The organism is Mycobacterium sp., from assembly GCF_965229265.1.
In the GTDB taxonomy this organism is placed as follows: Bacteria; Actinomycetota; Actinomycetes; order Mycobacteriales; family Mycobacteriaceae; genus Mycobacterium.
The window spans coordinates 232,251-258,583 of record NZ_CBDDIY010000010.1 but is presented as its reverse complement, the minus strand read 5'-3'; the positions used below and the strand labels follow the sequence as shown (position 1 = coordinate 258,583).

Below are 26,333 nucleotides of genomic sequence, written 5' to 3'. Positions count from 1 at the left end.
ATGAGCGCCGACATATATCCCGTCCCGGCCTCCTCAGTAGGAAGTTGGGATCACGAGGCCGATGTGGTGATCGCCGGCTATGGCGTCGCCGGTGCGACCGCGGCGGTCGAGGCGGCGCGCGCAGGCGCTGATGTGCTGGTGCTGGAACGAGCCGGCGCCTGGGGCGGTGCGGCGGCACTGGCGGGCGGGTTCATCTACCTAGGCGGCGGCACCCCGCTGCAAACCGCCTGTGGTTTCAGCGATTCTCCTACCAACATGGCCGCATTCCTCAACGTGGCGATGGGACCGGGTGCCGACGAGGAACGCATCGCCGACTATTGCGCCGGAAGTGTCGCCCACTTCGAGTGGCTGGTGGGTTGTGGGGTGCCGTTCAAGCCGGAGTTCTTCGCCGAGCCGGGCTGGGAACCACTGGGCGATCAGGGTCTGATGTATAGCGGCGGCGAGGACGCCTACCCGTTCAACGCCATCGCCGAACCGGCGCCGCGCGGGCATGTGCCGATGATGCAGAACAAGAAGCAAGGCCAGGCGAGTGCGGGCTTCATGCTGATGAAGCCACTTGTAGAGACGGCAACCAACCTCGGTGTGCGGTCGGTCTACGACGTACGCGTCCGCGCGCTCATCGTCGAGTCCGACGGCACAGTGGTCGGCATCACTGCGCGGCAGTACGGCACCGACATTGCGATCCGAGCCCGGCGCGGCGTGGTATTGGCCACCGGTAGCTTCGCCTACAACGAATCAATGATGACCCGATTCACACCGAGGATTGCCGGCAGGCCGATCTCGGCGGTGGAACAGCATGACGGGCAAGGGATTCGGATGGCCCAGGCGCTGGGCGCCGACCTGGCCCATACGGACGCCACCGAGGTCGCGTTCTTCGTCGATCCACAGCAGCTGGTGCGGGGCATCCTGGTCAACGCGCGAGGACAGCGCTATATCGCCGAGGACACCTACCCCGGCCGCGCGGGGCAGCACACCCTCTACTACCAAGACGACAAAGCCTTCCTGATCATCGACGAGCAGGGCCAGGAAGAGGCCCTGGCATCGCAAACACCAAAACTCATTCTGCGTAAACCGAAGTGGGTGTGCGAGACGGTGGCCGAACTCGAGGCCGAGATCCGTCTTCCTCCTGGAAGCCTGCAGGATACGGTGGCGCGCTACAACGAAGGTGCGGCCCGTGGTGAGGACCCGCTGTTGCACAAGAAACCTCGGTGGCTGCGACCGCTCGGCAGCCCGATCGGAGCCATCGATCTGCGGCACAGCACCGGCGGATTCAGCCTCGGCGGGTTGCGTACCAACCTGTCGGCCGAGGTGTTACATGTCAGCGGAGAGCCGATCCCAGGCCTGTACGCGGCCGGCCGCTGCACCGCTGGTCTGGCGGCATGGGGTTATGCCAGTGGAATCTCGCTCGGGGACGGTAGCTTCTACGGTCGTCGCGCCGGTGGCACCGCAGCACGCGGATAACGGAGCACCGATTTGCCCGTCGACCCCGATATCGCTGAGATCCTCGACACGCTGTACCCCAATCAGAATGGAGGCCACTGACATGCCCGATTTCGACGAAACGGTTGACGTCGTCGTAGCCGGTTCCGGCGGCGGCATCACCGGCGCCTATACCGCCGCGCGGGAGGGCTTGTCGGTGACCCTGGTCGAGGCCACCGACAGGTTCGGCGGAACGACGGCCTACTCGGGCGGCGGTGGCATGTGGTTCCCATGCAACCCGGTGTTGCAGCGCGCGGGTAGCGACGACACAATCGACAAGGCGCTCAACTATTTCCATGCTGTCGTCGGTGACCGCACCCCCCGGGACCTGCAGGAGACCTACGTCCGCCGCGGTGCCACCCTGATCGAATACCTGGAGGCCGACGACAATTTCACGTTCACCGTGCTGCCTTGGCCCGACTACTTCGGCAAGGCCCCCGATGCCCGGGCCGACGGGCTCCGCCACATCGTCGCCGCACCCATCCGCGGTGACCGACTGGGCCAATACGCCGGTACAGTGCGCGGGCCGCTCGACCACGACCGCCTCGGCACACCCGCCCCCGACAAGCTCTTCGGCGGCCGCGCCCTCATCGGCAGGTTCCTCGCGGCGCTGAGCGGCTATCCCGACGCCGCCCTGTACCGCAACACCGAGTTGACCGATCTCATAACCGACGACGGCCGGGTGACCGGAGCCGTGGTGCGCCGAGACGGCCACACTGTGCGCATCGGCGCCCGGCGCGGAGTGCTGTTGGCGGCGGGCGGATTCGAGCACAACGACCGGTTGCGCGAAACCTTCGGCGTACCCGGAGATTCCGCGGACAGCATGGGCTGCCCCGGCAACACCGGCGCGGCGCTCGAGGCGGCGGTCCGGGCCGGTGCCGCCACCGACCTGATGGACCAGGCGTGGTGGTCACCGGGACTGACCCACCCCGATGGGCGCTCGGCGTTCGCGTTGTGGTTCACCGGCGGCATCTTCGTCAACGAGGCCGGCCAGCGGTTCGTCAACGAATCCGCAGCTTACGACCGGATCGGCAGGCAGATCATCGCCGAGATGGAGAGCGGAAGTCTCCGCGTGCCGTTCTGGATGGTCTACGACGACCGTGAGGGCGAGGTCCCGCCGGTCAAGGCGACGAACGTGTCGATGGTCGACACGGAGGAGTACCGATCCGCCGGACTATGGCGCACCGCAGCCACATTGGCCGAGTTGGCGGCGGTGATCGGCGTGCCGGCCGACGCTCTGGAGCAGACCGTCGCCCGTTACAACCAGCTGGTTGCCGACGGCGCCGACACCGACTTCGGCCGCGGTGACGAAGCCTACGACCGGGCGTTCTCCGCTGGCGAGCCGCCGCTGGTGCCGATCACGACCCCTCCCTTTCACGCCGCAGCATTCGGCCTGTCCGATCTGGGGACCAAGGGCGGGTTGCGCACCGATACCCGGGCCAGGGTGCTCGACCACACCGGTGCGCCGATACCGGGTCTTTACGCCGCGGGCAACACGATGGCTGCGGTCAGCGGCACCACCTATCCCGGCGGCGGGAACCCCATCGGGGCCTCGATGCTGTTCAGCCACCTGGCCGCCCTGGACATGGCCGAGCGCGCCGTCAGGCCTGCTTGACCAGCTTGAACGGCATGTTGATGTACAGCGGCAGGCTGCGGCCGCAGGCGCCGCCCAGCCCGGTCGTCTCGTCCTGGCCCGCGAGGATATTGGAATTCGGGTCGGTCTGATCACCGCCCGGGGTGATCCCGTGGAACCGGTACACCTGGAAGCCCGGGGCCGACGTGCCATCCTGGCACGGCATCCAGTTGTCGATGGTGCGTTTGACGTACCAGTCGCCACCGGTCTGGTAGATAGGCGCGGTCCAGCCGAGGTCGCTGCTGACGGTGCCGGTGCACTCAGTGGGATAGCTGCACACCGTTGAGATCGTCCAGATACTGCGCACGCTGCGCTCGTCATGGTAGACGTCGTTGGTGGTGGCCCATTCGCCGTTGGAGGTGGCGACGAATGTGCCGTTGAGGGCCCACTTGTCGGAGGCCGAGGCGGTCGCGGGAGACAGCACACCAGCGACAACGGCGGCGGTGAGCGCCGCAGCGCTCACCAACGTCCGCGACGTACTCATCGCCCTTCTCCCTTCAGCCGTCATGTCGTCGGCAGCAGATCCTTCCACGAGCGTTCACCACCGCCCTGCACCAAATCGGTCTGGCGGAACACGTTGCCTTCCGGGGTGGCGTACTGGCCCGTCGTCGGGTCGTACGTGGCGATCGCGACCGACGGTCCTCCTGCCGTGCCGGGGGTGAACGCGCTCGGCGCGACTCCGGGTCCGCCCTGGTCGACCGGAGCCAGATCAGGGATGGGCTGCGGTGCAGGCGCTTCCGGAGCGGGCGGCGCGTCGCCAGCCGGGGGCAGCTGAGCGGCGGCGGGCGCCAGCGGCGCCCCCTCCACCGGTGGGGGTGCTGGCGCCGCCGGCGGCGGCCCTGGTGGCATCGGTGTGCCCTGCAGGGGTCCGTAGATATGGTCCTGGAAGGTCGTCCGATCGTCGGGCGGAATGCCCTGCGCGACAAGGCTGGGGTCGATCGGGTTGGGTCCGGTCGCGTGTTGGCGCATGGCCAGCGGTTCGTAGGGCTTGTCGCTGTCGCAGATCTCCACGGTGGGCGCACGCTTGCCGGGCCGATCCTGGCAGGGATAGTTGCGGGCACCGCGGACGGCGATCGGCGAATCCTGCGGCAGCTTGCAGTACAGGCCGTCCGGGGTGTCGGCATCGGACAGGTCCGACGGCGAACGCCACGACGAGGGCGGCAGGAAGCCGACGGTGCAGGCCGGCGGATCGTTGAGGGTCAGCGTGAAATCACCCAGCGTCATACCCGTCGGGTTGTTCAGCGGAGAGCCGACCGCCTGGATGGAGGCGATATAGGGCGGCAACAACACCAGCAACTGTTCCAGCGACGCGTGATAGGTCACCGCCACCTGCCCCACTGTCGTGAGATTGGCCAGCAGCACCGGCAGAGTCGGCTTCACCTGGTTCAGCAGCGCGGAGGCCTCGTCGGCCGCACCGGGCCCGTTGGCCAGGATCGCGCGCCACTGCGGGTCGTTGGTGTTGAGCTGGTCGGTGATACCGGCCAGGCTGCGTGACCAGGTCCGGATCGCGTCGGTGGAGGCCAGCTGGCCGTCGAGCAGCGGACGGCTGTCGTCGACCAGGGTGCGGGCTTGGTCGGCGGCACCGCTGAAATCCGCCGCCAGGCGCGACGAAGAATCCATCAGCGTGCTCAGGTCGTCCCCGGCTCCGTTGAGACCCTTGAAGGCATCGTTGAGCAGATCGGTCAGCCGCTCCTTGGGAATGCTCTTGAGCAGCAGGCTCACCTGGTCCAGCATCGGGCCGACGGCCTGGGGAACCGTCGCGTTCTCGACCGGAATCACCGAGCCGTTCTGCAGATAGGGACCCGAGTCGGTCCGCGGCACCAAATCGACGTACTGCTCACCGACCGCGGACACACTGAGCACCCGGGCTTGCAGATCCGCCGGCACCTTCGGCGAGGTGTCCAGCGACAAGATCGCCTCCGCACCGCTGCGGGTGGGACGCACCTCAGTGACCCGGCCCATCTGCACACCGCGATACGTCACGTTCGAGAACTGATAGAGCCCACCGGTTCTGGGCAGTTCGAGCTTGACGGTCATCCTGCCGATGCCGAGCAGAGTCGGCGCCTGGAGATAGGTCACCACCATCACCCCGATGCCGATGACGGAGGCGATCGTGAAGATGATGAGCTGATTACGAACGAAGCGCGTCAGCATCAGTTACCACCCTCGTCCTGCGGCGCCTGTTCCGGGGCCGGACCCGGCAACGGTCCGGTGCCCGTGCCCGGTGCCGGTTGCGTGGCGCCCGTCAGCGCTGCCGACGGGGCCGCCGCCGGGGCCGGGTCCACCAGTGGCGGGATGTCGGCCACCTGCGTCGGGGGCGGCCCGCTGAACGGCGCGTTGAGCGGATCGTAGGTGTAGGTCGCGTACCACGGATCTCCCGGTGCTGGAACGAGTTTCGCGTTCTCGTCGCCCCAGCGCGTACCCAGGAAGAGGGTCTTCTTCAGCCGCGGCACGGTCAGGTCGAAGACGATGAACTGATTCAGGTAGTCACCCCGGATCGCCCGGTCGATCGTCGCCTGGGTGTAGGGGAAAGTCGGGAAATAGGCCAGTGCGGTGTCCAGCTTGGGGCCGACGTCGGCCAATGCTTTCAGGGTGGGCTCCAGGTTCTGCAAATTGCGGACCAGATCGGCCTTGGTGTCGTTGACCAGGCCGGTGGCCAGGTTGCTGAAGTCGCGGAACTTCTCCAGCGCGGTGATGATGCGCGGGCGCTCCTTGATCAGCACGTCGAGTGCGGGCGGGATCCGGTTGAGCGCGTTGGTGAGCACCTCACGCTGCCCGGCGAACGTGCCGGCCAGCCGGTTCAACGAGTTCACCGCCTCGTTGATGCTGTCACGCTGATCGGCCAGCAGCCCGACGAAATCGTTGAGCTGGGTCAGCAAGTCGCGGATCTTGTCTTCCCGGCCGTTCACCGCCGCGCTGAACTCGTGGATGATGTCGCCGATCTGGCCCAATCCCCCGCCGTTGACGACCACCGACAGCGCCGACAGCGTTTGCTCGGTGGACGGATACGTCGAGGAGCGGTTCAGGCCCAGCGTGGCACCGGGCTGCAGGACTCCGCTTGGGTTCTGCCCCAACGGCGGATTGAGCGCAAGATGCATCGAGCCGAGCAAGCTGGTCTGCCCGACCGTCGCCACCGCGTTGGCCGGGATGACCACGCCGGGCATCACCGATACCTCGACGTCGGCGTGCCAGTCCGACACCGTCATCTTGCCCACGCTGCCCACCACGACATCACCGACCAGAACCGGTGAATTCGATTCCAGCTGACCGATATTGGCCAGCTCGACGTGATAGCTCGTCGAGCCCTTGTCGTGGCCGACCGTACCCGGCAACGGCAGCGAGTTCAGTCCGCCGAAACTGCAACCGGTGGCTGTCACCGCAACACATGAGGCGGTCACCACCAGCCGGCGCACCGAGCCACGACGCATCATGATGGCGGATTCCCTTCAGCGGGTGCCGGCGCGGGGGGCGGCGCAGATTCGGCGGGAAGCAGCATGCCCTCGATGTTGGTCGGTGGTGGAGCCGCCGGCCCGACCGGCACACCCGGCGGGATCGGCGCGCCGGGGAACAACGCCGGCGACGGGTCGGCGGGCAATCCGCCGGGAGCGTAAGAGCCCGGTGTCGTGTTGGGCGGAGCCCCCCAGCCGGCCGGTGGCGGCACATCGCCGTTGTAGCCGGTGTAGGCCGACACCGCCGGCGGGATCTCCGCGGGTCCCATGCTCGCGCCGGAGCCGCCCGGTGCCAGCGCCGGATCCGTGTAGAGCAGCTTGTCCGGACTTGTCGACTTGCCCAGGTAGGCGTTGAACGGGAACGGCAGGTAGTTGAAGTTCAGCAGCCGCAGTGCCGGCCCGAGGTACTGGGCGCACACCTTGCCCGTCTCGGCCGATGTGGCGTTCTCCACCGCCGCGATCGCCCCGCAGATCACCTGGATGGGGCTGGAGAAGTTGGCCAGCGCGAACGCGCCCAGCGCCGACTGGCTGTCGGGGTTGTAGATGTTGTAGGCGTTGCCGATCGCGTTGGGTGCCACGTGCAGCAGGTTCTCGACGACAAGCTTGTTGTTGGCGAGGTTCTGGGTGACCACGCCAAGCCGCTGGATCTGCTCGGCGGTCTGGTTGCGGCTGCCGGCGATGAACCGCTGCACGTCGACCACGGCGCTGGACAGGTTGGTCAATGCCCCGTCCAGATCCGACCGCGAGCCGTCGACAACGCTGCTCAGACTTGCCAGCCGGTCCTGGAACTGGACGATTTGGGTGTTGCTGTCGCGCAACGCGGTGACGAAGGTCTGCAGGTTCTTGACGGTATCGACGATGTTGCCACTGCCGTCGGCCAGTACCCGGCTGACCCCAGAGAGCTGGGCGATGGTGTCGCGCAGCTTCTCCCCGTTGCCGTCCAACGCGTTGGCCGCGCTGTCGATGAAGCGGCCGACGGATGTGTTCGACACGTCGCCGCCGGTCGGCCCCAGATCGGTGGCCAGGCGCGTCAGCTGGGTCTTGACCTCGTCCCATTCCACCGGAATCGCCGTACGGTCCAGCGGGATTACCGCACCGTCGGTCATCTTGGGTCCGCGGTCCTCATAGGGCGGGGTGAGCTGCACGTAGCGCGCGCCCACCACGTTCTGCGCGACGATGACGGCCTCGGCGTTGGCCGGGATGGGCACATCCCGATCGACGGCGAGCACCATCTTGGCCTTGGTCCCCTGGGCCTGGATGGACTTGATCGTGCCGACCTTCACGCCGGCCACTCGTACCTCGTCGCCCTGGTAGATCGCCGTGGCGCTGGTGAAGTACGCGGTGATGGTGTTGGGCTTGAAGAATGCCTGACGAACCAACAGCGCGATTCCGCCGACGATCAGCACGGCCAGCACCGCGGCCACGGCAACCGTCAGTCGCTTGCGAGACATCATGGCTGCCCCCATCGCTCATAAGGCTGAGGTATTCCGTTGTAGGGGAACGGGAACTCGGCGCGTGGTCCGGCGTTGTCGGGCGGCTGGCCGGCGTCGGTACCGCGCCGGAAGCCCAACGCGTAGTCGAAGAACGGCTGCAGTGTCTGCGCCGGGTTCAGGTTGCCGACGAAGGCGTTGTAATAGAAGCCGTTGTTGACCGCCTCGGCCTGGGTCAGCTGGAACTTGGCCAGACCCTTCATGGCCTTGGTGATGTTGTCGTTGTTCTTCTCCAGCATCGCGGTCACCGCGTTGAGTTTCTCCAAGGCCGGCGCAAGTTCTTTCTCGCTGTCCGCCACCATGCCGCTGAGCTGCTTGGACAGCGCCGAGGTGTTGGCCAGCAGGTTGACGATGGCGTAACGGCGTTGCTGCAGGACACCGATCAGGTCGTTGGCATTGAGCAGCAGGGTGTTCACCTGCTGGCTGCGCTCGGAGAGAATGTTGGTGACGTTCGAGGCGCTCTTGAGCAGGCTGGCCAGTGATTCGTTGCGCTCGTTGATCATCCGCGACAACTTGCTCAGCCCGTCGAAGGTGGGACCGAGCTGAGGGCTGATCCGATCCAGGGTGTCTGACAATGTGTCCAGCGACTGGTTGATGGCTGCGGTATCGGTGTCGGCGGTGTTGGCAGTGAAATCCGAGAGCGACTGGGTTAGCGAGTACGGCGATCCGGTACGCGACACCGGGATCACGTCGGTCGACCGCAGCGTTCCCTTACCATTGGATTCCAGCGTCAGAATGCGCTGGCCCAGCAACGTTCCGGTGCGGATGTGGGCGGTGGTGTCCGAGCCGAGCCGAACGGTGCCCTTGACGTTGAAGGTCACCAGCGCCTTGCCATGGTCCAACGTGACATCCGAGACCGTGCCCACGGTCACCCCGGACACCTTGACGTTGTTGCCCGGCTGCAGGCCGCCGGCCTCGGTGAACAGCGCCTGATGCCGGACGGCCGTGGCCAGCGACACCAGCCGTTCGGGCGAGAGCCCGATGGTGATGACAAGCAGGATCAGGGTCAGGCCGATGAAGCCCGACCTGATCAGCGAGGATCCACGGTATTTGAGCATCAGGGCTCCGAGCACCTTCCAGTGTGTTGGACGAGCCAGGGGAAGTAGGCGGTACGGCCCTGCAGGTCGCTCACACGTAGCGACAGTCCGCACAGGTACTGGTTGATCCAGCTGCCGTACGAGCCCAGGCGAACGACCTTGCGGTAGTTGGCGGGCGCCTTCTGGATCGAGATGTCGAGCAGTTCCTTGTCCTGGTCGAGTAGCGGAGCCAGCCGGCCGAGCTGGTCGACGGTGCCGGCCAGCGGTCTGCGCGCCTGGTTGAGCAGGTCGGTGAGCGAGGCGGTTCCGTTGTCCAGCGCGGTGACGGCATCACCGATCGGGTCCTTGTCGGCGGCGAGCTGGGTGACCAGATTCTGCAGCTTGTCGACGGTGCCGGAGAACTTGTCGCCGTCCTTGGCGATGGTGGCGACCACCGTGTTGAGGTTGTCGATGAGTTGTTGCACCGTCTGGCCGTTGTCGGCCAGCGCTTTGGTGAACGACGAGGTCTTGGAGAACAGTGACTCGATGTTGCCGTCCTGGCCCTGCAGGATCTGGATCAGTGAGTTGGTGAGTGCGTTGACGTCCTGCGGATTCAGGCCCTGGACAACGGGTTTCAGTCCGCCGAGCAGCAGGTCTAGATCCAGGGCCGGCTCGGTGCGGTCCACCGGAATTTGGGAGCCCGGCGGCTGGATCTTGGCCGATCCTGGGCTGTCGACCAACTCCAGGTAACGGTCGCCAACCAGGTTGAGGTAGCGCACCGTCGCCTTGGTGCCCGAGGTGAGCACGATGTCCCGGTCAGCGCCGAAGTCGACGACGACCTTGTTGTCGGGTTGCAGTGCCACGTCCTTGACGGTGCCGACCCGAACCCCGGCCACCCGAACCGAGTCACCGGGCTTCAGGCTGGAGGCGTCGGTGAAGACGGCCGAGTAGCCGTTCTCCGACCCGGACCGGTACTGGCCGAAGATGGCGAACAGAACTCCGGTGAGCAGCAACATCACGATGCCGAAGACGCCGATCTTGGCCATCGTCTTCCACAGGGCGGTCATCCCGGTTGTCCGATCTGCGCGGTGTTACGGGGCGGCCCGTCCAGCGGTCCGAACAGGGCTTGCTTGAGCCCGTCGGAGTTGAGCAGGATGCCCTGGTTGCCGTACTGCGCCGGGTTGGCACCGATATCGGCGACCACGAACGGCGGGCTGGTCTCGAACGGCACCTTGGGCATGTCCGCACATTGGGGGCCGCCCTTGGCGGCGACCTTGGGCAGGTTGCCCGGATACCGGTAGCGCTCGCGGCCGAGGAAGAACGACTGCAGCAGAACGGCGCCGGGCAGCGGAAGTCCCGGGCCGGTGGCCAGCGGGATCAGGCCGCCGATACCGCAGGTGAGTGCGGCGTTGTACTGGTTGAGCAGGTCGGTGGTGGGCACCAGCAGACGCAGAACGTCGGTCAGTGGTTGGCGGTTGGCGCTGAGCACCTCGGTGCCGACATCGGCCAGGCCGATCGCGCTGACCAGCAGGGCGTCGAGGTTCTTGTCCTGGTCGACGATGGTGTCGCTGATCGAGGTCGCGTTGCTCACCGTCTTGAGCAGGTCCGGAGCCGCGTCAGCGTAGGCATCGAACACCGTTGGAGCGATGGCGATTTCGTGATTCAGCGTGTCGAGGCTTGGGTTGAGCTTGGCCAGCGCGGTGTCGAGGTCGACCAGGGTCTGGCCGAACTTGTCGCCGCGGCCGTTCAGCGATTTGGCGATCGCGCCCAGGGTCTGGTTGAGCTTGGCGGGTTCGATCTGCGAGAGCACCGAGACCAGCTGCTGGAAAACCGTGTTGATCTCGACGGTGACATGCTTGCCCTCGATCACCTGCCCGGCCCGCAGCGACTGAGCGGACGGATCCGCCGGCGGCAGAAGCTCGACGAACTTCGATCCGAATACCGTGGAGGAGGTGATGTCGGCTGCCACGTTCGCCGGAATCGCGTTGACCAGGCCCGGGTCGATTGCCAGGTGCAGCGCCGCTTTGCCGTCGGGCAGCGAGTCGATGGAGGACACCTTGCCGACCTGGGCGCCATTGAGTTTGACCTTGGCTTCCGGGTACATCACCAGCCCGGCGCGCTGGGAGATCACGGTCACCGGAATGGTTTTGGTGAAACTGTCCTGGAACAGACCGACCGCCAGCGCGACGACAGCGATGATGGCCACCACGGTCGCCAATCCGGCGAGCGGGCGCACGATACCTGTTTTCATCGGGCTCCTCGGCTATCCGGACAGGTTGAAGTTGCCGTTGGAGCCATAGATGGCCAGTGAGATCAGCAGGGTGACCGAGACGACCACGACCAACGAGGTACGGACCGCGTTACCGACCGCGACCCCGACCCCCGAAGGCCCACCAGCAGCGAAATAGCCGAAGTAGGTGTGGATCAACAAGATTGTGATCGCCATCAAGATCGCCTGCAGAAACGACCACAACAAGTCGATCGGGTTCAAGAACGTATTGAAGTAATGGTCGTAGAGCCCACCAGACTGCCCGAACACCACCACCGTGGTGAACTGCGATGCCACAAAACTCAAGATCACCGCGATCGAGTACAACGGCGTGATCGCCACCATCCCGGCCACAATCCGCGTGGAGACCAGATATTCAATCGGCGGGATACCCATCGTCTCGAGCGCGTCGATCTCTTCGTTGATCCGCATCGCCCCCAACTGAGCGGTCACCCCCGCCCCGAACGTCGCGGCCAACCCGATCCCCGCCACCACCGGCGCCGAAATCCGCACGTTGATGAACGCCGCCAAGAACCCAGTCAACGCCTCGATCCCGATATTGCCCAACGAGCTATACCCCTGAACCGCGATCGTCCCACCAGCAGCCAGCGTCAAGAACCCGACGATGACCACCGTGCCGCCGATCATCGCCAGCGTGCCGGCTCCCATCGAGATCTCAGCGATCAACCGGATGATCTCCTTGCGGAAATGCACCGTCGCGTGCGGCGTACCCCGCAACGCCCGCCCGTAGAACAGGGTGTGATCCCCGATCCGGGAGAAAAAGCTGACCGGCCGCTCAACCTGCTTGGCGAACCGGGGGTATGCCCCGCGCAACGTGATCATCGTGCCCACGCCATCACCGCGTCGTCATCCTGATGCCGATGGCCGTGACCACCACATTGATCACGAACAACGCCATGAACGCGTACACCACCGTCTCGTTGACCGCGTTACCCACCGCCTTGGCCCCACCACCGGTGATCGTCAACCCCCGATAGCAGGCCACCAGCCCCGCAATCAACCCGAACAACAGCGCCTTGACACACGAGATGACCATCTCTGGCACCCCGGTCAACAACGTGATCCCCGCTGCGAACGCCCCAGGATTGACATCCTGAACAAAGACCGAAAACACGTAGCCACCCAGAATCCCGATGATCACCACCAGGCTGTTGAGCAACAACGCCACCAATCCCGAAGCCAACATCCGCGGAGTCACCAACCGCTGCACCGGATTGATGCCCAACACCTCCATCGCGTCGATCTCCTCACGGATCGTGCGCGACCCCAGATCCGCACACATCGCCGTCGCCCCCGCACCGGCCACGATCAACACCGTCACCATCGGGCCCACCTGGGTCACCGCACCAAACGCCGCGCCCGCCCCCGACAGATCCGCAGCACCCAACTCCCGCAACAAAATATTGAGCGTGAAACTCACCAACACCGTGAACGGAATCGCCACCAACAACGTCGGCGCCAACGACACCCGCGCCACAAACCACGACTGCTCCAAAAACTCCCGCCACTGAAACGGCTTGTGAAACACAAACCGCACCGCATCCGCCGACATCGCGAACAACCCACCAATAGCCTGCATCGGACCCGACACACCGCTACGAAGAGCAATGCCAGGCGACCAACGATCTGCTGCGCGATTAGTCATTGGTGTGTTCAGAACCTCCACCATCGTCGTGGTCATCGACCCAGCGTCACGACACGAACCGGTCCAAAACTGGAACGTGTTTCAATGGCGCCAACGCAGATTAGTTCACTTGCCGTCCAACCGGAAGCGAATCCCAGCAATCGAGACCGCGCGTGCCGCGAATCCGAGATCGGCAGCCATCGTGAACGTAGACGTCGCACAATGAGCCGACCGTCCCACCATCCGAACAGGAGCAGACCCGTCATGGCGACCTTGCAGCGTTACACCGACCGTCGCGTGCTGATCACCGGCGGTGGGTCCGGGATCGGCCAGGCCTGCGTGCTGCGCATCCTCGACGAGGGCGGGCGGGTGGTGGCCGCCGACATCAGTGAGTCCGGCCTGAAGGACACGACAGCCAAGGCCGGCACCACTGACGGCCGACTGGCCACGCTGGTGATGGACGTAGGCAGCGAGGATTCGGTGAAAGCCGGTGTCAGCGAGGCGATCTCTACCCTCAGCGGTATTGACACACTGGTCAACGTGGCCGGCATCCTGCGCTCGGCGCACTTTCTGGACACGAGTCTGGCCGATTTCGAGCAGGTGCTGCGGATCAACCTGGTCGGCACCTTCCTGGTGACACGAGAGGCGATTCCAGCGCTGCGCGCCGGCACTGCGCCGGCAGTGGTGAACTTCAGCTCGACCTCGGCGGCGTTCGCTCATCCTTATATGTCGGCGTACGCCGCGTCCAAAGGCGGCGTACAGGCGATGACGCATGCGCTGGCAGCCGAATTCGCCGCCGACGGCATCAGGTTCAACTCGGTGCAGCCGGGCTCGATCTCGTCTGGGATGACCGACGGGACCGGCGAGTCGAAACAAAGCGTGGGCCCCGGACTTCCCGAGGACGTCAATTACAAGCTATTCGGCAGGGTCGCCCCGCTGCTCCCGCTCCCCGACGGGGCTATCTTCGCCAAACCCGAAGCCGTGGCCGCAGTTGTCGCAATGCTCGGCAGCCCCGACGCCTACTTCGTCTCGGGCACCGAGGTGCGCGTCGACGGCGGCGCCCACATGTGATTCAGGCGCTGATCCCGGCGGTCAGAATGGCTGCCAATTCGCGATAGGCGGCGGCGTCATCCAGACCGGTCGCCGCGCGCACAGTTCCCTGCTGGATGCGCACCATGGTGGCCGCGGCCAGGTCGGCGGCAAATGCCGCATGGACGTCGCGGAACTCCCCCGCCGACACGCCTTCGGCGATCAACTCGCTGACCCGCCCGGCGGCGATGGCGGTGTTCTGCCCGTAAACCGCCCGCGCCGGCGCGAAGGCGTCGAGATCGGCCATGAACCGCTCGGAGGCGGCACCGAGGGCAGCACCCACGGCGGTGAGATAGGCGGTGATGCGGCCCCGGGCACCGCTGACGCTGGCTATCCGGGACTCCACATCGTCGGTCGCGCGACGGAAGAAGTGGACGGTGACAGCCTGTACCAACTGCTCTTTGCTCCCGGCCAAGGTGTAGAGCGTCCCCTTCGAGCAGCGCAGCCGAGTGGCGATCTCCTCGACCGTCAGATGAGCAAAGCCTTCGGCGAGGAACAGCGTTAGCAGCGCGTCGAACAGCTCCCCGCGGCGTCGGGTCCCAAAACTCGTGACGGCGGCCATGCACCGGATGCTACCGCGAGATAGTACTTTCAGACGTAACTCAGTACCGTCGGCAGTACCAGTCTGGAAGGCCGCCCATGCCCGTCGATCGCCTCCTGCCCAACCGGGACGCTATGGATCTCATCGCGTTGACCCAAGAGATCGGCGACAAGGTGCTCAGTCCGATCGTCGACGAACACGAACGCACCGAGCGCTATCCCGAGGGGGTGTTCGCGCAGCTGGGGGCCGCCGGCCTGCTGAGCCTTCCGCAACCCGAGGAGTGGGGCGGCGGGGGCCAACCCTACGAGGTGTACCTGCAGGCCCTCGAGGAGATCGCCGCCCGATGGGCCGCTGTCGCGGTCGCGGTGAGCGTGCACAGCCTGTCGTGCCATCCGCTGCTCACGTTCGGCACCGACGAGCAGAAGCAACGCTGGCTGCCCGGCATGCTGTCGGGCAGCCAGATCGGCGCCTACAGCCTGTCCGAACCGCAGGCCGGCTCGGATGCCGCAGCGCTGCGTTGCGCTGCGACCCCAACCGACGCCGGCTACGTTCTCAACGGCTCGAAGGCGTGGATCACCCATGGCGGGCGCGCCGACTTCTATAACGTCTTCGCCCGCACCGGGGAAGGCAGTCGCGGAGTGTCGTGCTTTCTCATCCCTGCCGACCAGCCGGGCCTGAGTTTCGGCAAGCCCGAGGAGAAGATGGGCCTGGCAGCCGTGCCGACCACGTCGGCCTTCTACGACAACGCGGTGGCCGACACCGAACGTCGGATCGGCGCCGAGGGGCAGGGGCTGCAGATCGCGTTCAGCGCATTGGATGCCGGCCGACTCGGTATCGCCGCCGTGGCTGTCGGGATTGCCCAGGCCGCCCTGGACGAGGCAACCGCGTATGCCAACGAAAGGACCACGTTCGGCCGCAAGATCATCGACCACCAGGGGCTGGGTTTCCTGCTGGCCGATATGGCGGCCGCGGTGGCCGGCGCCCGCGCCACCTACCTCGACGCCGCCCGGCGCCGCGACGCCGGCCAGCCCTACTCCCAGGCCGCCAGCATCGCCAAGCTCATCGCCACCGATGCGGCGATGAAGGTGACCACCGATGCCGTCCAGGTACTCGGCGGCGCCGGCTACACCCGCGACTACCGCGTGGAGCGCTACATGCGCGAAGCCAAGATCACCCAGATCTTCGAGGGAACCAACCAGATCCAGCGCCTGGTTATCGCGCGTGGGCTCACGACCGCCTGATACGGGGTTAGGATCCGACCCATCGACACCCGCGTCAAGGGTGCCGTCCCATCGAAAGCCGCGCTCACAACCCGGGGCTGACGAGCGATTCCATTGCAAAATTCATAAATCGTTGCGGAATCGGTTGCGAACGGCACGCAAATCCGTAATCGTTTAGGGGCGGACCGGCCGGGTTCATCGGCCGCCCGCGGGACTAAGGAGGACGGGCCCTGACCGATACCGGCGCCACCGCCACCCAGCAGACGACCACAGACCCCGGATCCAAGCGCGCCCCCGTCGTCGAGATCGATCACGTCGTCAAACGCTTCGACGACTACGTCGCCGTCGCCGACGCCGACTTCACCATCGGTGCCGGCGAGTTCTTCTCGATGCTCGGGCCGTCCGGCTGTGGGAAGACCACCACGCTGCGCATGATCGCCGGCTTCGAGAGCCCCACCGAAGGCGCGATCCGACTCGAGGGGGTCGACGTATCCCGGGTGCCACCCAACAAGCGCAACGTCAACACGGTGTTCCAGCACTACGCCCTCTTCCCACACATGACCGTGTGGGACAACGTCGCTTACGGCCCGCGCAGCCAGAAGAAGGACTCGGCCACTGTTCGCAAGAGTGTCGACGAGATGCTCGAGGTGGTCCGGCTCACCGATTTCGCCAAGCGCAAGCCCGCCCAGCTCTCCGGCGGTCAGCAGCAGCGCGTCGCGCTGGCCAGGGCGTTGGTCAACTACCCCAGCGCCCTGCTGCTGGACGAGCCGCTTGGCGCGCTGGACCTCAAGTTGCGTCATGTCATGCAGTTCGAACTCAAGCGCATCCAGCGCGAGGTCGGTATCACGTTCGTCTACGTCACCCACGACCAAGAAGAGGCGCTCACGATGAGCGACCGGATCGCGGTGATGAACGCCGGCAATGTCGAACAGATCGGCACGCCCACCGAGATCTACGACCGACCCGCGACCGTCTTCGTCGCAGGGTTCATCGGCCAGGCCAACCTCTGGCACGGCCGCCAAACCGGGCGAGCCAACCGCGACCACGTCGAGGTGGAGGTACTGGGCACCAAGCTCAAGGCGCGCCCCGGCGACACCACCATCGAGCCGGGCGGTCAGGCAACGCTGATGGTCCGCCCGGAGCGGGTCCGGGTGTCCATGGATCAACCCACCGGCGATGTCGCCTCGGTGCGGGCCAAGGTCGTCGACCTCACCTTCCAGGGTCCGGTACTCCGGCTGTCGCTGGCCGGTGCCGGTGACGCCCCGATCGTGGCCCATGTCGGGCCCGAACAGAATCTGCCGTTGCTGCGCCCCGGCGACGATGTCTACGTGTGCTGGTCGCCGGACGCCTCCCTGGTGCTGCCTGCGGCCGACATCCCGACGACCGAAGATCTCGAGGAGATGTTCGACGACTCCTAATCGTCCGGGTCGACCCGCCCACCCGACCACAGTGTTTTGATCAGACGACCTCCCGGCTCCCCCGCTTATACGAAAGGCACCACGGCACATGGCCAATCAGATCGATCCGCGGACCCTCGCCTCCCTTGCATCCCGACGTCGGTTCATCGGGGGCGGCGCGGCCGCCGCTGCGGCGCTGGTCTTGGGCCCGTCCTTCCTCGCCGCGTGTAGCAAGTCCGACACCTCATCGAATTCGGCCAGCGGGTCGGCCGCCCCCTCCGACGATGGCTCCCCGGCCAGCGGGAAACTCCGCATCTCGAACTGGCCGCTGTACATGGCCGACGGGTTCGTCGCGGCCTTCCAGACCGCCACCGGCCTGACCGTTGATTACAAAGAGGATTACAACGACAACGAGGAGTGGTTCGCCAAGAACAAGGAGCCGCTCTCGCGTAAGCAGGACATCGGCGCCGACCTGGTGGTCCCCACTCAGTTCATGGCAGCCCGCCTCAACGGCCTGGGCTGGCTCAACGGCATCAGTGAAAGCCGCTGGACCAACAAGAAGAATCTGCGCCCAGACCTGCTCGACTCCAAGGCCGACCCGGGCCGCAAGTTCAGCGCACCCTACATGTCCGGAATGACCGCGCTGGCCTACAACCGGGCCGCGACCGGCCGCGACATCACCAAGATCGACGACCTGTGGGATCCGGCGTTCAAGGGCAAGATCAGCCTGCTGGCCGACACCCAGGACGGCCTCGGCATGATCATGCTGTCGCAGGGCAGTTCGGTCGAGGATCCGACGATGGAAGGCGTCCAGAAGGCCGTCGACCTGATCAAGGAACAGAAGGACAAGGGCCAGATCCGCCGGTTCACCGGCAACGACTACGCCGACGACCTGGCCTCGGGCAATGTCGTTATCGCCCAGGCGTATTCCGGTGACGTGGTGCAGCTGCAGAAGGACAACCCGGACCTGAAGTTCGTCGTGCCAGACACCGGCGGCACCACCTTCGTCGACACCATGGTGATCCCCTACACCACGCAGAACCAGAAGGCCGCCGAGGCGTGGATCAACTACGTCTACGACCGGGCTAACTACGCCAAGCTGATTGCCCACACCCAGTACGTCCCGGTGCTCTCCGACATGACCGACGAACTGAACAAGATCGATCCGGGCCTGGCCTCCAACCCGCTGATCAACCCGCCCAAGGAAACCCTGGACAAGCTGAAGACCTGGGCCGCGCTCACCGATCAGCAGACCTCAGACTTCAACAAGGCTTACGCCGAAGTCACCGGCGGCTGACGCGATGGCCGGTGTAGCCAGCAGCAACCGGCAGCGGAGCAAGCTCGCTCCGTACCTGATGATCCTGCCCGCGCTCGCGTATCTCGGGATCTTCTATGTGGTGCCGTTCATTTCGCTGTTCCGCACGTCGCTGTCGACGATGGGTGGATCGATCTACCTGCCCAAGCTCACGTTCGCCTGGGACTTCAGCAACTACGGTCATGCGCTGAGCGAGTACCGCGAACAGATCCTGCGCTCGTTCGGTTACGCACTGACGGCGACCATCCTGTGCGCACTGCTGGCGTTCCCGCTGGCCTACGTGATCGCGTTCAAGGCCGGTCGGTACAAGAACCTGCTGCTCGGGTTGGTAATCCTGCCGTTCTTCGTGACGTTCCTGATCCGCACCCTGGCGTGGAAGACGATCCTCGCCGACGACGGCTGGGTTGTCCACGCGCTGGGTACGGTCGGATTGCTGCCGTCCGACGGGCGGCTGCTGTCGACCAGCTGGGCCGTGATTGGTGGCCTGACCTACAACTGGATCATCTTCATGATCCTGCCGCTGTACGTCAGCCTGGAGAAGATCGACGCCCGCCTGTTGGAGGCCTCCCGCGATCTGTACGCCACCAATCGGAGGATGTTCGGCAAGGTGATCATGCCGCTGGCCATGCCGGGTGTGCTCGCCGGCAGCATGCTGGTGTTCATCCCGTCGGTCGGCGACTTCATCAACGCCGACTACCTGGGCAGCACCCAGACCCGGATGATCGGCAACGTCATCCAGAAGCAGTTCCTGGTAGTCAAGGACTATCCGGCGGCCGCCGCCTTGAGCTTCGTGCTCATGGCGCTGATCCTGGTCGGTGTGCTGCTCTACACCCGGGCTCTGGGCACGGAGGACCTGGTATGACGACCGAAGCCGGCGCGGCGATCGCCCAGACGATCGACCACGGCGGGCTGGCCAAGCCGGGCCGCAATATCCGCGGGACGTTCAAGCTCGGCGATGTGGCCCTGCGCATCATCGCCGGGCTGGTCCTGGCTTACCTGTTCCTGCCGATCCTGGTGATCGTGATCTTCTCGTTCAACAAACCGGCGGGTAAGTTCAACTACACCTGGCAGGGCTTCACGCTGGACAACTGGGCCGATCCGTTCAAGTATCCGGCCCTGACCGACGCTCTGAAGTTGAGCCTCAACGTCGCCTTCGTCTCGACGATCATCGCCGTGGTACTGGGCACTCTCGTCGCAATTGCGCTTGTGCGGCAACGCTTTCGGGGAAGCAAGGCGGTCGATACATTCCTGGTGCTGCCGCTGACCTCACCCGAGGTGGTGATGGGCGCCTCGCTGCTGACCCTGTTCCTGGACCTGGGCTGGGCGACCGGGTACACCACAATCTTGATCGCCCATGTGGCCTTCGAGATCAGCTTCATCGCGATGACGGTGCGCGCACGAATCCGTGGCTTCGACTGGACCCTGGAGGACGCGTCACTGGACCTGGGCGCAAGTTCCACCCGGACGTTCTTCAAGGTGACGCTGCCGCTGATCGTGCCGGGCATCGTGGCGGCCGCGATGCTGTCGTTCGCCCTGTCACTGGACGACTTCATCATCACCTACTTCGTCAGCGGCTCGACGGTGACATATCCGCTCTACGTCAACGCGGCGGTGAAAGCCGCTGTGCCGCCTCAGATCAACGTGCTGGCTACCGCGATCCTGATCGCCAGCCTGATCCTGCTCGGGGTGGGAACGCTCTACCGGCGCAAGCGCGATACCTGACCCGACACGCGAACTCACCCGTTGACGCCGGTAACCGCGCTCCATACGGCATTCTTGGCGGGTGAGCGTCGAGACCATCCTGGAGTCCATCCCGCCACTGGCGGTGTATCTGATCGTCGGGCTGATCATCGGCCTGGAGAGCCTGGGTATCCCGCTGCCCGGTGAGATCGCGCTGGTGAGCGCGGCGCTGCTGGCTTCGCGACACACCCTCGACATCGATCCGGTATGGGTGGGCGCTTCGGCCACCATCGGTGCCATCGTCGGCGACACGATCGGATACACCATCGGCCGGCGGTTCGGCATGCCGCTGTTCGAGAAACTGGGTCGACGCTTCCCGAAGCACTTCGGGCCCGGCCACGTGGCACTGGCCAAGCAACTCTTCTCCCGCTGGGGGGTCTGGGCGGTGTTCTTCGGCCGGTTCATCGCGCTGCTGCGAATCCTGGCCGGCCCGCTGGCCGGCGCGCTGCGGATGCGCTATCGCTACTTCCTGGCCGCCAACGCGACCGGTGCGTTGTGCTGGGCCGGCGGCACCACCGCGGTGGTCTACTACCTGGGCCTGGCCGCCGAGAAATGGCTGTCGCGGTTCTCCTGGATCGCACTGGTCATCGCGATCGGCATCGGCATCGGCATGACCCTGTTGCTCAAGGAGCGCACGCGCAGCCTGATCGCCCAACTCGAGTCCGAACACGACTGGGAGACCCTGCGCCATCCGGAGTGAGGGCGCCGAACGTAACCTCAGGGCAGCGAATCGGCTCCGCGACCGCCGTGGCGTTACGCCCGCGGTCGGGGCCGGCTCGCACCTCCGTTTGCCCCGAGATGATCCGGGGAACCCCAATTGTCATGGCCGACAATACGATGCACGGTGCCGTGCAGGCAGCCACGGAAACCCGGGCATTCGAGTACGCCGCCAGGGCTGGGTACAGCACCAGCGGCGTTCTGCATCTGCTGGTCGCCTACATCACGCTGCAGCTGGCGTTCGGTACCGCAGGCAACGCCGACCAGTCCGGCGCGCTGGCGACACTGGCCGCTCAGCCCGGCGGTGCGGTGGCCCTGTGGATCACCGCGGTCGGCCTGATCGCCCTGGCCCTGTGGCGTCTGGCCGAGGCCGTCGTCGGCTCGCATCCGACCGAACCCGGCTCCGAACATGACGGCGCACACCGCCTGTTCGACCGCGTCAAGTCGGTCAGCCTCGCCGTCGTGTACGCCGGAATCGCGCTAGCCGCAACACGGTTCGCCTCTGGCGGGGGTCAGTCGAACAGCGCACAGAACACCAGCCTCACCGCACGGCTGATGCAGACGGGCGCGGGCAAGGCGCTGCTGCTGATCGCTGCCGCGGTCATCATCGCGGTCGGCGCCTACCACGTGTACAAGGGGGTGTCCACGAAGTTCGAGAAGGACCTCAAGATTCCGGGCGGCCCGGTCGTGACCCCGCTGGGTATCGCGGGCTATTCCGCCAAAGGCGCCGTTCTCGGCGGCGCGGGAATCCTTCTAGTGGTGGCCACCCTGACCGCCGATCCTGCCAAAGGCGCCGGATTGGATGCCGCGGTCAAGAGCCTGGGCCAGGCACCGTTCGGCAAGTTCTTGCTCATCGCCGCGGCGATCGGTTTCGCCGCCTACGGCGCCTACTGCTTCGTCCTGGCCCGCTTCGCGCGGATGTAGCCGGCCCTACTGCGCGAAGTAACGCAGCCGGCTGATCGCACCGCCCCCGGCGGCGAGTTCGGCGATGAGCACCCCTGGTGTCGAGCCGTGCAGCGATGCCGTGACCGACGAGCCCGCCCCGAGCACCTTGGTCCACGACTGTCCGGCGAGTTCGGCGCTGAGGGCACCGAATTTCATGGGTTCCCGTTCCCCGCGGGTGATGACGGCTGCCGGTGCCAAGGTCCGCCACGCCCCCAGCTGGTCACCGGTGGTGATCGCGCCGAGGAAAGCGCGCACCGTGCGCTTGCCGCGGAACCTGGGACCACGGAAACCGCTCGCAAAACCCACTGATCCGCGCAAGCCCTGATTGCGTATCAGGGCGCGGGTCAGCTCGAGCGCCTGCGGGCCGGCCGCCACCCCATTGCCGGCGAACTGCAGAACCATTGCCGGCAGCTCCCAATAGGCGCGGAGGCGCTCGATCCGCCACTGCTCGGCCACGGCGCGCAGGTCGTAGCGCAGCACAGCCGGGATGCGCATGGTCACCGTCGATCCCATGCCGACTTCGAGCACCACATCCCTGATGACCGTGGAGTCCGAGACGACGTCGCCGTTGTGGTGGAACACAATCCTGCGCGGGGCGATGAAGGTGTCGTAGAACCGCCCGATCCGGAGCGCCCCGACGTGGGGCCGGGACCCCACCGGATCCTCGATTCGCCCGTCATCGGTGAACAATCCCACCCAGCCGGCCCGGTCGTTGGCGGCAGCCAGCTTCGGCGACCGGTCGACAATGTCGACGAAAACCGAAGGAGGCGTGGACATCAGGCGCTGTGTACCAGATCGACACCGCGGCTTCGCAGGTCGTCCAGCGCCTGGGCGGTCGAGCCGGGCGCGACACCGGCAGTCAGATCGACCAGAACGCGGGTCGTGAATCCTGCGCGGGTGGCATCTGCGGCGGTTTGGCACACGCAGTAGTCGGTGGCGATGCCGGCGATGTCGACCTCGTCGACGCCGCGCGCACGCAACCACTGCTCCAGCGAGGTGTGATCGGTGGCGCCTTCGAAGCCGCTGTAGGCGGCGGTGAACGCCCCCTTGTGGAACACCGCCTCGAACGGCGCGGTGTTCAGTTCCGGGTGGAAGTCGGCGCCGTGGGTCCCCGCGACGCAATGGTGCGGCCAGGAGTCGACATAGTCGGGATCCTCGGCGAAGTGGGCGCCGGGATCAACGTGGTAGTCCTTGGTCGCCACCACATGGTCGTAACCGTGCGGGCTGGCCAGTAATGCGTTGATCGCCCGGACTACGTCGGTTGCGCCGTCGACGGCCAGCGACCCTCCTTCGCAGAAGTCGTTCTGCACGTCGACGATGATCAGCGCCCGCATCCGTTCACCGTATCGGCAGATGCCGAGCCGTTCTACCGGGTCGGTGCGGCCGCCCTCGGAGGTCAGCCCGCAGCAGTACAGTGAGACCCGCCGAATCGCCAGACGAGGACCGACCGAGTACATGACACTGTTCGACTTTTTCCAAGCCGAGGAACTGCCGGTTCCGGCGATCACGCCCACCCAGGCCCGCGATATCGCCAAGACGCACTTCGGGGTCGAGGCCGAGGTCACCGCGCTGGGCAGCCAGCAGGACGCCAACTTCCTGCTCCACGGTCCCGGCGGCGAGCCCGTCGGGGTGCTAAAGATCGCCAACCCGGTGTTCAGCCGACTCGAGCTGCAAGCACAGGATGCGGCCGCGGCCTACATCTGCCAGACCGAGGCGGGGGTACGGGCGGCGACCAACGTCGAGCTGCCCGGGGTCCCGCCGATCGCCGAACTGCGTAACGACGACGGCACGGTGCTCTACGCCCGGATCATCACGTACCTGTCCGGCGGCACGATGAGCGGCCAGCACTACGTCACCCCGGTGCGTGCTGCTGCGTTGGGCAGCCTGGCGGGGCGGACCGCGCGGGCGTTAGCCGGCTTCGGCCATCCAGGCGTGGATCGCGTCCTGCAGTGGGATCTGCGGCATGCGCAGCGCACCGTCGAGGTGCTCGCCCAACACGTCGAAAATGCCCAGCAGCGCCAGGCCGTCGAGGCCGCGGCGGAGGCGGCCTGGCGGGTGGTCGCAGACCTGGGCGAGGACCTGCCGGTGCAGGTGATTCACGGCGATATCACCGACGACAACGTGGTGTGCAGCTCGCCGCAGACCGGTCAGGTGCCCGACGGCATCATCGACCTGGGTGATCTGACCAGGTCGTGGACCGTGGGGGAACTCGCGGTCGCGGTGTCCTCGCTGCTGCGCCACGAAGGCGGCGAACCTGCCGCCACCCTGCCCGCGATCGCCGCGTTCCACGCGGTCCGCCCGCTGGGAACCGCCGAGATCGAGGCGTTGTGGCCCCTGGTGGTGTTGCGCGCCGCGGTCCTCGTGGTCAGCGGTATCCACCAGGCGGCGATCGACGCCGACAACGCGTATGCCAACGACGCCCTGGATTACGAGTGGCGGATCTTCGAGCGGGCCACCGAACTGCCGGTCGAGGTGATGACCGCCCAGATCCGCGAGTGGCTGGGCGGCACGCACGACACCGAAGCTCCGGTCGCCGAAGCCGCGCTGATCGGCGGACTCGCTGCCGGCGCGGTCGTGCGGCTCGATCTGTCGGTGGAATCCGATGCGATGGACGGCGGTCGCTGGCTGGAGGCACGCTACGAGGACGCGCTGGCCGGGCAGGCCCTGGCCGACGGTGCCGTCGCCGTCGCCACGACATTCGGACAACCGCGGCTCACCCGCTCGCGACTGCTGAGCGCGGAGTCGTCGGCCACCGTCGGCACCGGTATGGACGTGTGGCTGGCAGCGCCGATGCCACTTACCGCACCGTGGGCCGGCGTGCTGGAGGCCGCCGACGGCGACACCATCACCCTGGCCGGCACGGCGGGGACGGTGCACGTGCGTGGCGCGCTGAGCGAGGTTGGTGTGAAGGCCGGCGACTCCGTCGCCGCGGGCGCCGCCCTGGGTACCGCGGACGGCCGGGTGTGGATCCAATTGCGCAGGCAACCTGCGGCTGGGCCGGTGCCCGACTTCGTCCGACCGGAATACGCGGCGGGCTGGCTCAGCCTGGTCGAGGACCCCAGTGCCCTGGTCGGTCTGCCCCCCGTACCGCCGACGGCCGATGACAGCGAGGCGCTGTGGCGTCGGCGGGCGCACTCGTTTGCCACCGTGCAGGAGCACTACTACCGCAACCCGCCGCGCATCGAACGGGGCTGGCGCGAGCACATGGTGGCCACCGACGCCCGCAGCTACCTCGACATGGTCAACAACGTGGCGATTCTGGGCCACGGTCATCCCGTGCTGGCCGACGCGGTCGCACGCCAGTGGCGACGGCTCAATACCAACTCGCGGTTCAACTACGGATCGGTGGTGGAACTCTCGGAGCGGCTGGCGGCGACCCTGCCCGACCCGTTGGACACCGTATTCCTGGTGAACTCCGGCTCGGAGGCCGGTGACCTGGCGCTGCGGCTGGCCATGGCGACCACCGGCCGCCATGACGTGGTCGCGGTGGCGGAGGCCTACCACGGCTGGACGTATGCCACCGACGCCATTTCGACGTCGGTGGCCGACAACCCCAACGCGCTGGCCACCCGGCCCGACTGGGTCCACACCGTGCCCTCCCCCAACGCCTACCGCGGGGAACATCGCGGCCCGGATGCGGCGCGGTACGCCCCCGAAGCCGTCGCGATCATCGAAGAGCTTGTCGCGCAAGGACATCCACCGGCCGCGTTCATCTGCGAGCCGTTCTACGGCAATGCCGGCGGGATGGCGCTGCCCGACGGGTACCTGCGGGCGGTGTACGACGCGGTCCGCGCCGCCGGGGGCCTGGCGATCGCCGACGAGGTGCAGGTCGGCTACGGCCGCACCGGCCGCTGGTTCTGGGCCTTCCAGCAGCAGGAGGTCGTGCCCGACATCGTCACCGTGGCCAAGGCCATGGGTAACGGCCAGCCGCTGGGCGCGGTGATCACCACCCGCGCGATCGCCGAGAAGTACCGCACCCAGGGCTACTTCTTCTCCTCCGCGGGCGGCAGCCCGGTGTCGTGCGTGGTCGGCCTGACGGTGCTCGACATGGTCGAGAAGGAAGGCCTGCAGGAGAACGCGCTGACCATCGGCGACCACATGAAGGCCCGCATCGAGGCATTGGCCACCCGGCATCAGCTGATCGGCACCGTGCACGGCAGCGGGCTCTACATGGGTATCGAGCTGGTGCGGGACCGCAACACGTTGGAGCCCGCGGCCGAGGAGACCGCCGCGATCTGCGAGCGGATGCGCGAACTCGGGGTCATCGTGCAACCTACCGGGGACCGGCAGAACGTGCTGAAGGTCAAGCCGCCGATGTGCATCACCCACGAGTCGGCGGACTTCTTCGTCGACACCCTTGATCGGGTGTTATCGACCGGCTGGTGAGC

23 protein-coding genes are annotated in these 26,333 nt (G+C 66.3%); 11 read left to right on the top strand and 12 right to left on the bottom strand.

Going from position 1 to position 26,333, the window contains the following annotated elements:
• Positions 1-1,461: an FAD-dependent oxidoreductase gene (locus ADBZ9K_RS03420; RefSeq protein WP_526618512.1), complete on the top strand. Its 1,461-nt coding sequence runs from the start codon at positions 1-3 to the stop codon at positions 1,459-1,461.
• An 82-nt stretch (positions 1,462-1,543) separates the two neighbouring features.
• Positions 1,544-3,094 carry an FAD-binding protein gene (locus ADBZ9K_RS03415; protein WP_526618511.1) on the top strand — a complete coding sequence of 517 codons (1,551 nt, stop codon included), beginning with the start codon at positions 1,544-1,546 and terminating at the stop codon, positions 3,092-3,094.
• Here the strand turns inward: ADBZ9K_RS03415 and ADBZ9K_RS03410 are convergent.
• Genes ADBZ9K_RS03410 through ADBZ9K_RS03370 form a run of 9 tightly spaced genes read right to left on the bottom strand, consistent with a single transcriptional unit; the run spans position 3,081 to position 13,002 of the window.
• Positions 3,081-3,596, bottom strand: coding sequence for an Rv2253/PknI dimerization domain-containing protein (locus ADBZ9K_RS03410; RefSeq protein ID WP_526618510.1), 516 nt, complete (start codon positions 3,594-3,596; stop codon positions 3,081-3,083). The two genes, ADBZ9K_RS03415 and ADBZ9K_RS03410, sit on opposite strands and share 14 nt — an antisense overlap.
• Positions 3,597-3,616: 20 nt before the next feature.
• Positions 3,617-5,266: an MCE family protein gene (locus ADBZ9K_RS03405; RefSeq protein WP_526618509.1), complete on the bottom strand. Its 1,650-nt coding sequence runs from the start codon at positions 5,264-5,266 to the stop codon at positions 3,617-3,619.
• Positions 5,266-6,543 carry an MCE family protein gene (locus tag ADBZ9K_RS03400; protein ID WP_526618508.1) on the bottom strand — a complete coding sequence of 426 codons (1,278 nt, stop codon included), beginning with the start codon at positions 6,541-6,543 and terminating at the stop codon, positions 5,266-5,268. Before ADBZ9K_RS03400 ends, ADBZ9K_RS03405 begins: the two co-directional genes overlap by 1 nt.
• Positions 6,540-8,015 carry an MCE family protein gene (locus ADBZ9K_RS03395; protein WP_526618507.1) on the bottom strand — a complete coding sequence of 492 codons (1,476 nt, stop codon included), beginning with the start codon at positions 8,013-8,015 and terminating at the stop codon, positions 6,540-6,542. Before ADBZ9K_RS03395 ends, ADBZ9K_RS03400 begins: the two co-directional genes overlap by 4 nt.
• Complete coding sequence (locus tag ADBZ9K_RS03390) at positions 8,012-9,109, bottom strand: MCE family protein (RefSeq protein ID WP_526618506.1); 1,098 nt, start codon at positions 9,107-9,109, stop codon at positions 8,012-8,014. Before ADBZ9K_RS03390 ends, ADBZ9K_RS03395 begins: the two co-directional genes overlap by 4 nt.
• Positions 9,109-10,134: an MCE family protein gene (locus tag ADBZ9K_RS03385; protein WP_526618504.1), complete on the bottom strand. Its 1,026-nt coding sequence runs from the start codon at positions 10,132-10,134 to the stop codon at positions 9,109-9,111. The genes ADBZ9K_RS03390 and ADBZ9K_RS03385 overlap by 1 nt, the downstream gene beginning before the upstream one ends.
• Positions 10,131-11,318, bottom strand: coding sequence for an MCE family protein (locus tag ADBZ9K_RS03380; protein WP_526618503.1), 1,188 nt, complete (start codon positions 11,316-11,318; stop codon positions 10,131-10,133). The genes ADBZ9K_RS03385 and ADBZ9K_RS03380 overlap by 4 nt, the downstream gene beginning before the upstream one ends.
• A 12-nt stretch (positions 11,319-11,330) precedes the next feature.
• Positions 11,331-12,179 (bottom strand): MlaE family ABC transporter permease, encoded by an 849-nt coding sequence (locus ADBZ9K_RS03375; protein ID WP_526620695.1) that lies wholly within the window; start codon positions 12,177-12,179, stop codon positions 11,331-11,333.
• Between the two features lie 13 nt (positions 12,180-12,192).
• Entirely contained in the window at positions 12,193-13,002 is an 810-nt protein-coding gene (locus tag ADBZ9K_RS03370; RefSeq protein WP_526620693.1) for an MlaE family ABC transporter permease, read from the bottom strand.
• A 243-nt stretch (positions 13,003-13,245) separates the two neighbouring features.
• Here ADBZ9K_RS03370 and ADBZ9K_RS03365 point away from each other — a divergent pair, with 243 nt between their 5' ends.
• Positions 13,246-14,052: an SDR family NAD(P)-dependent oxidoreductase gene (locus tag ADBZ9K_RS03365; RefSeq protein WP_526618502.1), complete on the top strand. Its 807-nt coding sequence runs from the start codon at positions 13,246-13,248 to the stop codon at positions 14,050-14,052.
• 1 nt (position 14,053) lies between these two features.
• Here the strand turns inward: ADBZ9K_RS03365 and ADBZ9K_RS03360 are convergent, their stop codons facing one another.
• Positions 14,054-14,632 carry a TetR/AcrR family transcriptional regulator gene (locus tag ADBZ9K_RS03360; protein WP_526618501.1) on the bottom strand — a complete coding sequence of 193 codons (579 nt, stop codon included), beginning with the start codon at positions 14,630-14,632 and terminating at the stop codon, positions 14,054-14,056.
• A 77-nt stretch (positions 14,633-14,709) separates the two neighbouring features.
• Here ADBZ9K_RS03360 and ADBZ9K_RS03355 point away from each other — a divergent pair, with 77 nt between their 5' ends.
• From ADBZ9K_RS03355 to ADBZ9K_RS03325, 7 genes are all read left to right on the top strand, one after another.
• Positions 14,710-15,852, top strand: coding sequence for an acyl-CoA dehydrogenase family protein (locus tag ADBZ9K_RS03355; protein WP_526618500.1), 1,143 nt, complete (start codon positions 14,710-14,712; stop codon positions 15,850-15,852).
• Positions 15,853-16,136: 284 nt separating this feature from the next.
• Positions 16,137-17,249 (top strand): ABC transporter ATP-binding protein, encoded by a 1,113-nt coding sequence (locus ADBZ9K_RS03350; RefSeq protein ID WP_526620691.1) that lies wholly within the window; start codon positions 16,137-16,139, stop codon positions 17,247-17,249.
• Positions 17,250-17,337: 88 nt separating this feature from the next.
• Positions 17,338-18,525 (top strand): polyamine ABC transporter substrate-binding protein, encoded by a 1,188-nt coding sequence (locus ADBZ9K_RS03345; RefSeq protein WP_526618499.1) that lies wholly within the window; start codon positions 17,338-17,340, stop codon positions 18,523-18,525.
• 4 nt (positions 18,526-18,529) lie between these two features.
• Positions 18,530-19,405: an ABC transporter permease gene (locus ADBZ9K_RS03340; protein WP_526618498.1), complete on the top strand. Its 876-nt coding sequence runs from the start codon at positions 18,530-18,532 to the stop codon at positions 19,403-19,405.
• A complete protein-coding gene (locus tag ADBZ9K_RS03335) occupies positions 19,402-20,265 on the top strand; it encodes an ABC transporter permease (protein WP_526618497.1) in 864 nt (287 codons plus the stop codon). The genes ADBZ9K_RS03340 and ADBZ9K_RS03335 overlap by 4 nt, the downstream gene beginning before the upstream one ends.
• 61 nt (positions 20,266-20,326) lie before the next feature.
• Complete coding sequence (locus ADBZ9K_RS03330; protein WP_526618495.1) at positions 20,327-20,983, top strand: VTT domain-containing protein; 657 nt, start codon at positions 20,327-20,329, stop codon at positions 20,981-20,983.
• Between the two features lie 122 nt (positions 20,984-21,105).
• On the top strand, positions 21,106-21,924 hold the full coding sequence (locus ADBZ9K_RS03325; protein ID WP_526618493.1) for a DUF1206 domain-containing protein: 819 nt from the start codon (positions 21,106-21,108) through the stop codon (positions 21,922-21,924).
• A gap of 6 nt (positions 21,925-21,930) precedes the next feature.
• On the opposite strand, the gene ADBZ9K_RS03320 is transcribed toward ADBZ9K_RS03325, so the two are convergent.
• Together ADBZ9K_RS03320 and ADBZ9K_RS03315 are read right to left on the bottom strand one after the other, a co-directional pair.
• Positions 21,931-22,722: a ketosteroid isomerase family protein gene (locus ADBZ9K_RS03320; protein ID WP_526618492.1), complete on the bottom strand. Its 792-nt coding sequence runs from the start codon at positions 22,720-22,722 to the stop codon at positions 21,931-21,933.
• On the bottom strand, positions 22,722-23,279 hold the full coding sequence (locus tag ADBZ9K_RS03315) for an isochorismatase family protein (RefSeq protein WP_526618490.1): 558 nt from the start codon (positions 23,277-23,279) through the stop codon (positions 22,722-22,724). The genes ADBZ9K_RS03320 and ADBZ9K_RS03315 overlap by 1 nt, the downstream gene beginning before the upstream one ends.
• Before the next feature lie 121 nt (positions 23,280-23,400).
• Between ADBZ9K_RS03315 and ADBZ9K_RS03310 the strand changes: the two genes are divergently transcribed.
• Positions 23,401-26,331 carry an aminotransferase gene (locus ADBZ9K_RS03310; RefSeq protein WP_526618488.1) on the top strand — a complete coding sequence of 977 codons (2,931 nt, stop codon included), beginning with the start codon at positions 23,401-23,403 and terminating at the stop codon, positions 26,329-26,331.
• Positions 26,332-26,333 lie beyond the last annotated feature (2 nt).

What these genes read in the sequence shown, in the direction of transcription:
- ADBZ9K_RS03420 (WP_526618512.1), top strand. Translation starts at nt 1, where the DNA reads ATGAGCGCCGACATATATCCCGTCCCGGCCTCCTCAGTAGGAAGTTGG.
- ADBZ9K_RS03415 (WP_526618511.1), top strand. Translation starts at nt 1,544, where the DNA reads ATGCCCGATTTCGACGAAACGGTTGACGTCGTCGTAGCCGGTTCCGGC.
- ADBZ9K_RS03410 (WP_526618510.1), bottom strand. Translation starts at nt 3,596, where the DNA reads ATGAGTACGTCGCGGACGTTGGTGAGCGCTGCGGCGCTCACCGCCGCC.
- ADBZ9K_RS03405 (WP_526618509.1), bottom strand. Translation starts at nt 5,266, where the DNA reads ATGCTGACGCGCTTCGTTCGTAATCAGCTCATCATCTTCACGATCGCC.
- ADBZ9K_RS03400 (WP_526618508.1), bottom strand. Translation starts at nt 6,543, where the DNA reads ATGATGCGTCGTGGCTCGGTGCGCCGGCTGGTGGTGACCGCCTCATGT.
- ADBZ9K_RS03395 (WP_526618507.1), bottom strand. Translation starts at nt 8,015, where the DNA reads ATGATGTCTCGCAAGCGACTGACGGTTGCCGTGGCCGCGGTGCTGGCC.
- ADBZ9K_RS03390 (WP_526618506.1), bottom strand. Translation starts at nt 9,109, where the DNA reads ATGCTCAAATACCGTGGATCCTCGCTGATCAGGTCGGGCTTCATCGGC.
- ADBZ9K_RS03385 (WP_526618504.1), bottom strand. Translation starts at nt 10,134, where the DNA reads ATGACCGCCCTGTGGAAGACGATGGCCAAGATCGGCGTCTTCGGCATC.
- ADBZ9K_RS03380 (WP_526618503.1), bottom strand. Translation starts at nt 11,318, where the DNA reads ATGAAAACAGGTATCGTGCGCCCGCTCGCCGGATTGGCGACCGTGGTG.
- ADBZ9K_RS03375 (WP_526620695.1), bottom strand. Translation starts at nt 12,179, where the DNA reads ATGATCACGTTGCGCGGGGCATACCCCCGGTTCGCCAAGCAGGTTGAG.
- ADBZ9K_RS03370 (WP_526620693.1), bottom strand. Translation starts at nt 13,002, where the DNA reads ATGACTAATCGCGCAGCAGATCGTTGGTCGCCTGGCATTGCTCTTCGT.
- ADBZ9K_RS03365 (WP_526618502.1), top strand. Translation starts at nt 13,246, where the DNA reads ATGGCGACCTTGCAGCGTTACACCGACCGTCGCGTGCTGATCACCGGC.
- ADBZ9K_RS03360 (WP_526618501.1), bottom strand. Translation starts at nt 14,632, where the DNA reads ATGGCCGCCGTCACGAGTTTTGGGACCCGACGCCGCGGGGAGCTGTTC.
- ADBZ9K_RS03355 (WP_526618500.1), top strand. Translation starts at nt 14,710, where the DNA reads ATGCCCGTCGATCGCCTCCTGCCCAACCGGGACGCTATGGATCTCATC.
- ADBZ9K_RS03345 (WP_526618499.1), top strand. Translation starts at nt 17,338, where the DNA reads ATGGCCAATCAGATCGATCCGCGGACCCTCGCCTCCCTTGCATCCCGA.
- ADBZ9K_RS03340 (WP_526618498.1), top strand. Translation starts at nt 18,530, where the DNA reads ATGGCCGGTGTAGCCAGCAGCAACCGGCAGCGGAGCAAGCTCGCTCCG.
- ADBZ9K_RS03335 (WP_526618497.1), top strand. Translation starts at nt 19,402, where the DNA reads ATGACGACCGAAGCCGGCGCGGCGATCGCCCAGACGATCGACCACGGC.
- ADBZ9K_RS03325 (WP_526618493.1), top strand. Translation starts at nt 21,106, where the DNA reads ATGGCCGACAATACGATGCACGGTGCCGTGCAGGCAGCCACGGAAACC.
- ADBZ9K_RS03320 (WP_526618492.1), bottom strand. Translation starts at nt 22,722, where the DNA reads ATGTCCACGCCTCCTTCGGTTTTCGTCGACATTGTCGACCGGTCGCCG.
- ADBZ9K_RS03315 (WP_526618490.1), bottom strand. Translation starts at nt 23,279, where the DNA reads ATGCGGGCGCTGATCATCGTCGACGTGCAGAACGACTTCTGCGAAGGA.
- ADBZ9K_RS03310 (WP_526618488.1), top strand. Translation starts at nt 23,401, where the DNA reads ATGACACTGTTCGACTTTTTCCAAGCCGAGGAACTGCCGGTTCCGGCG.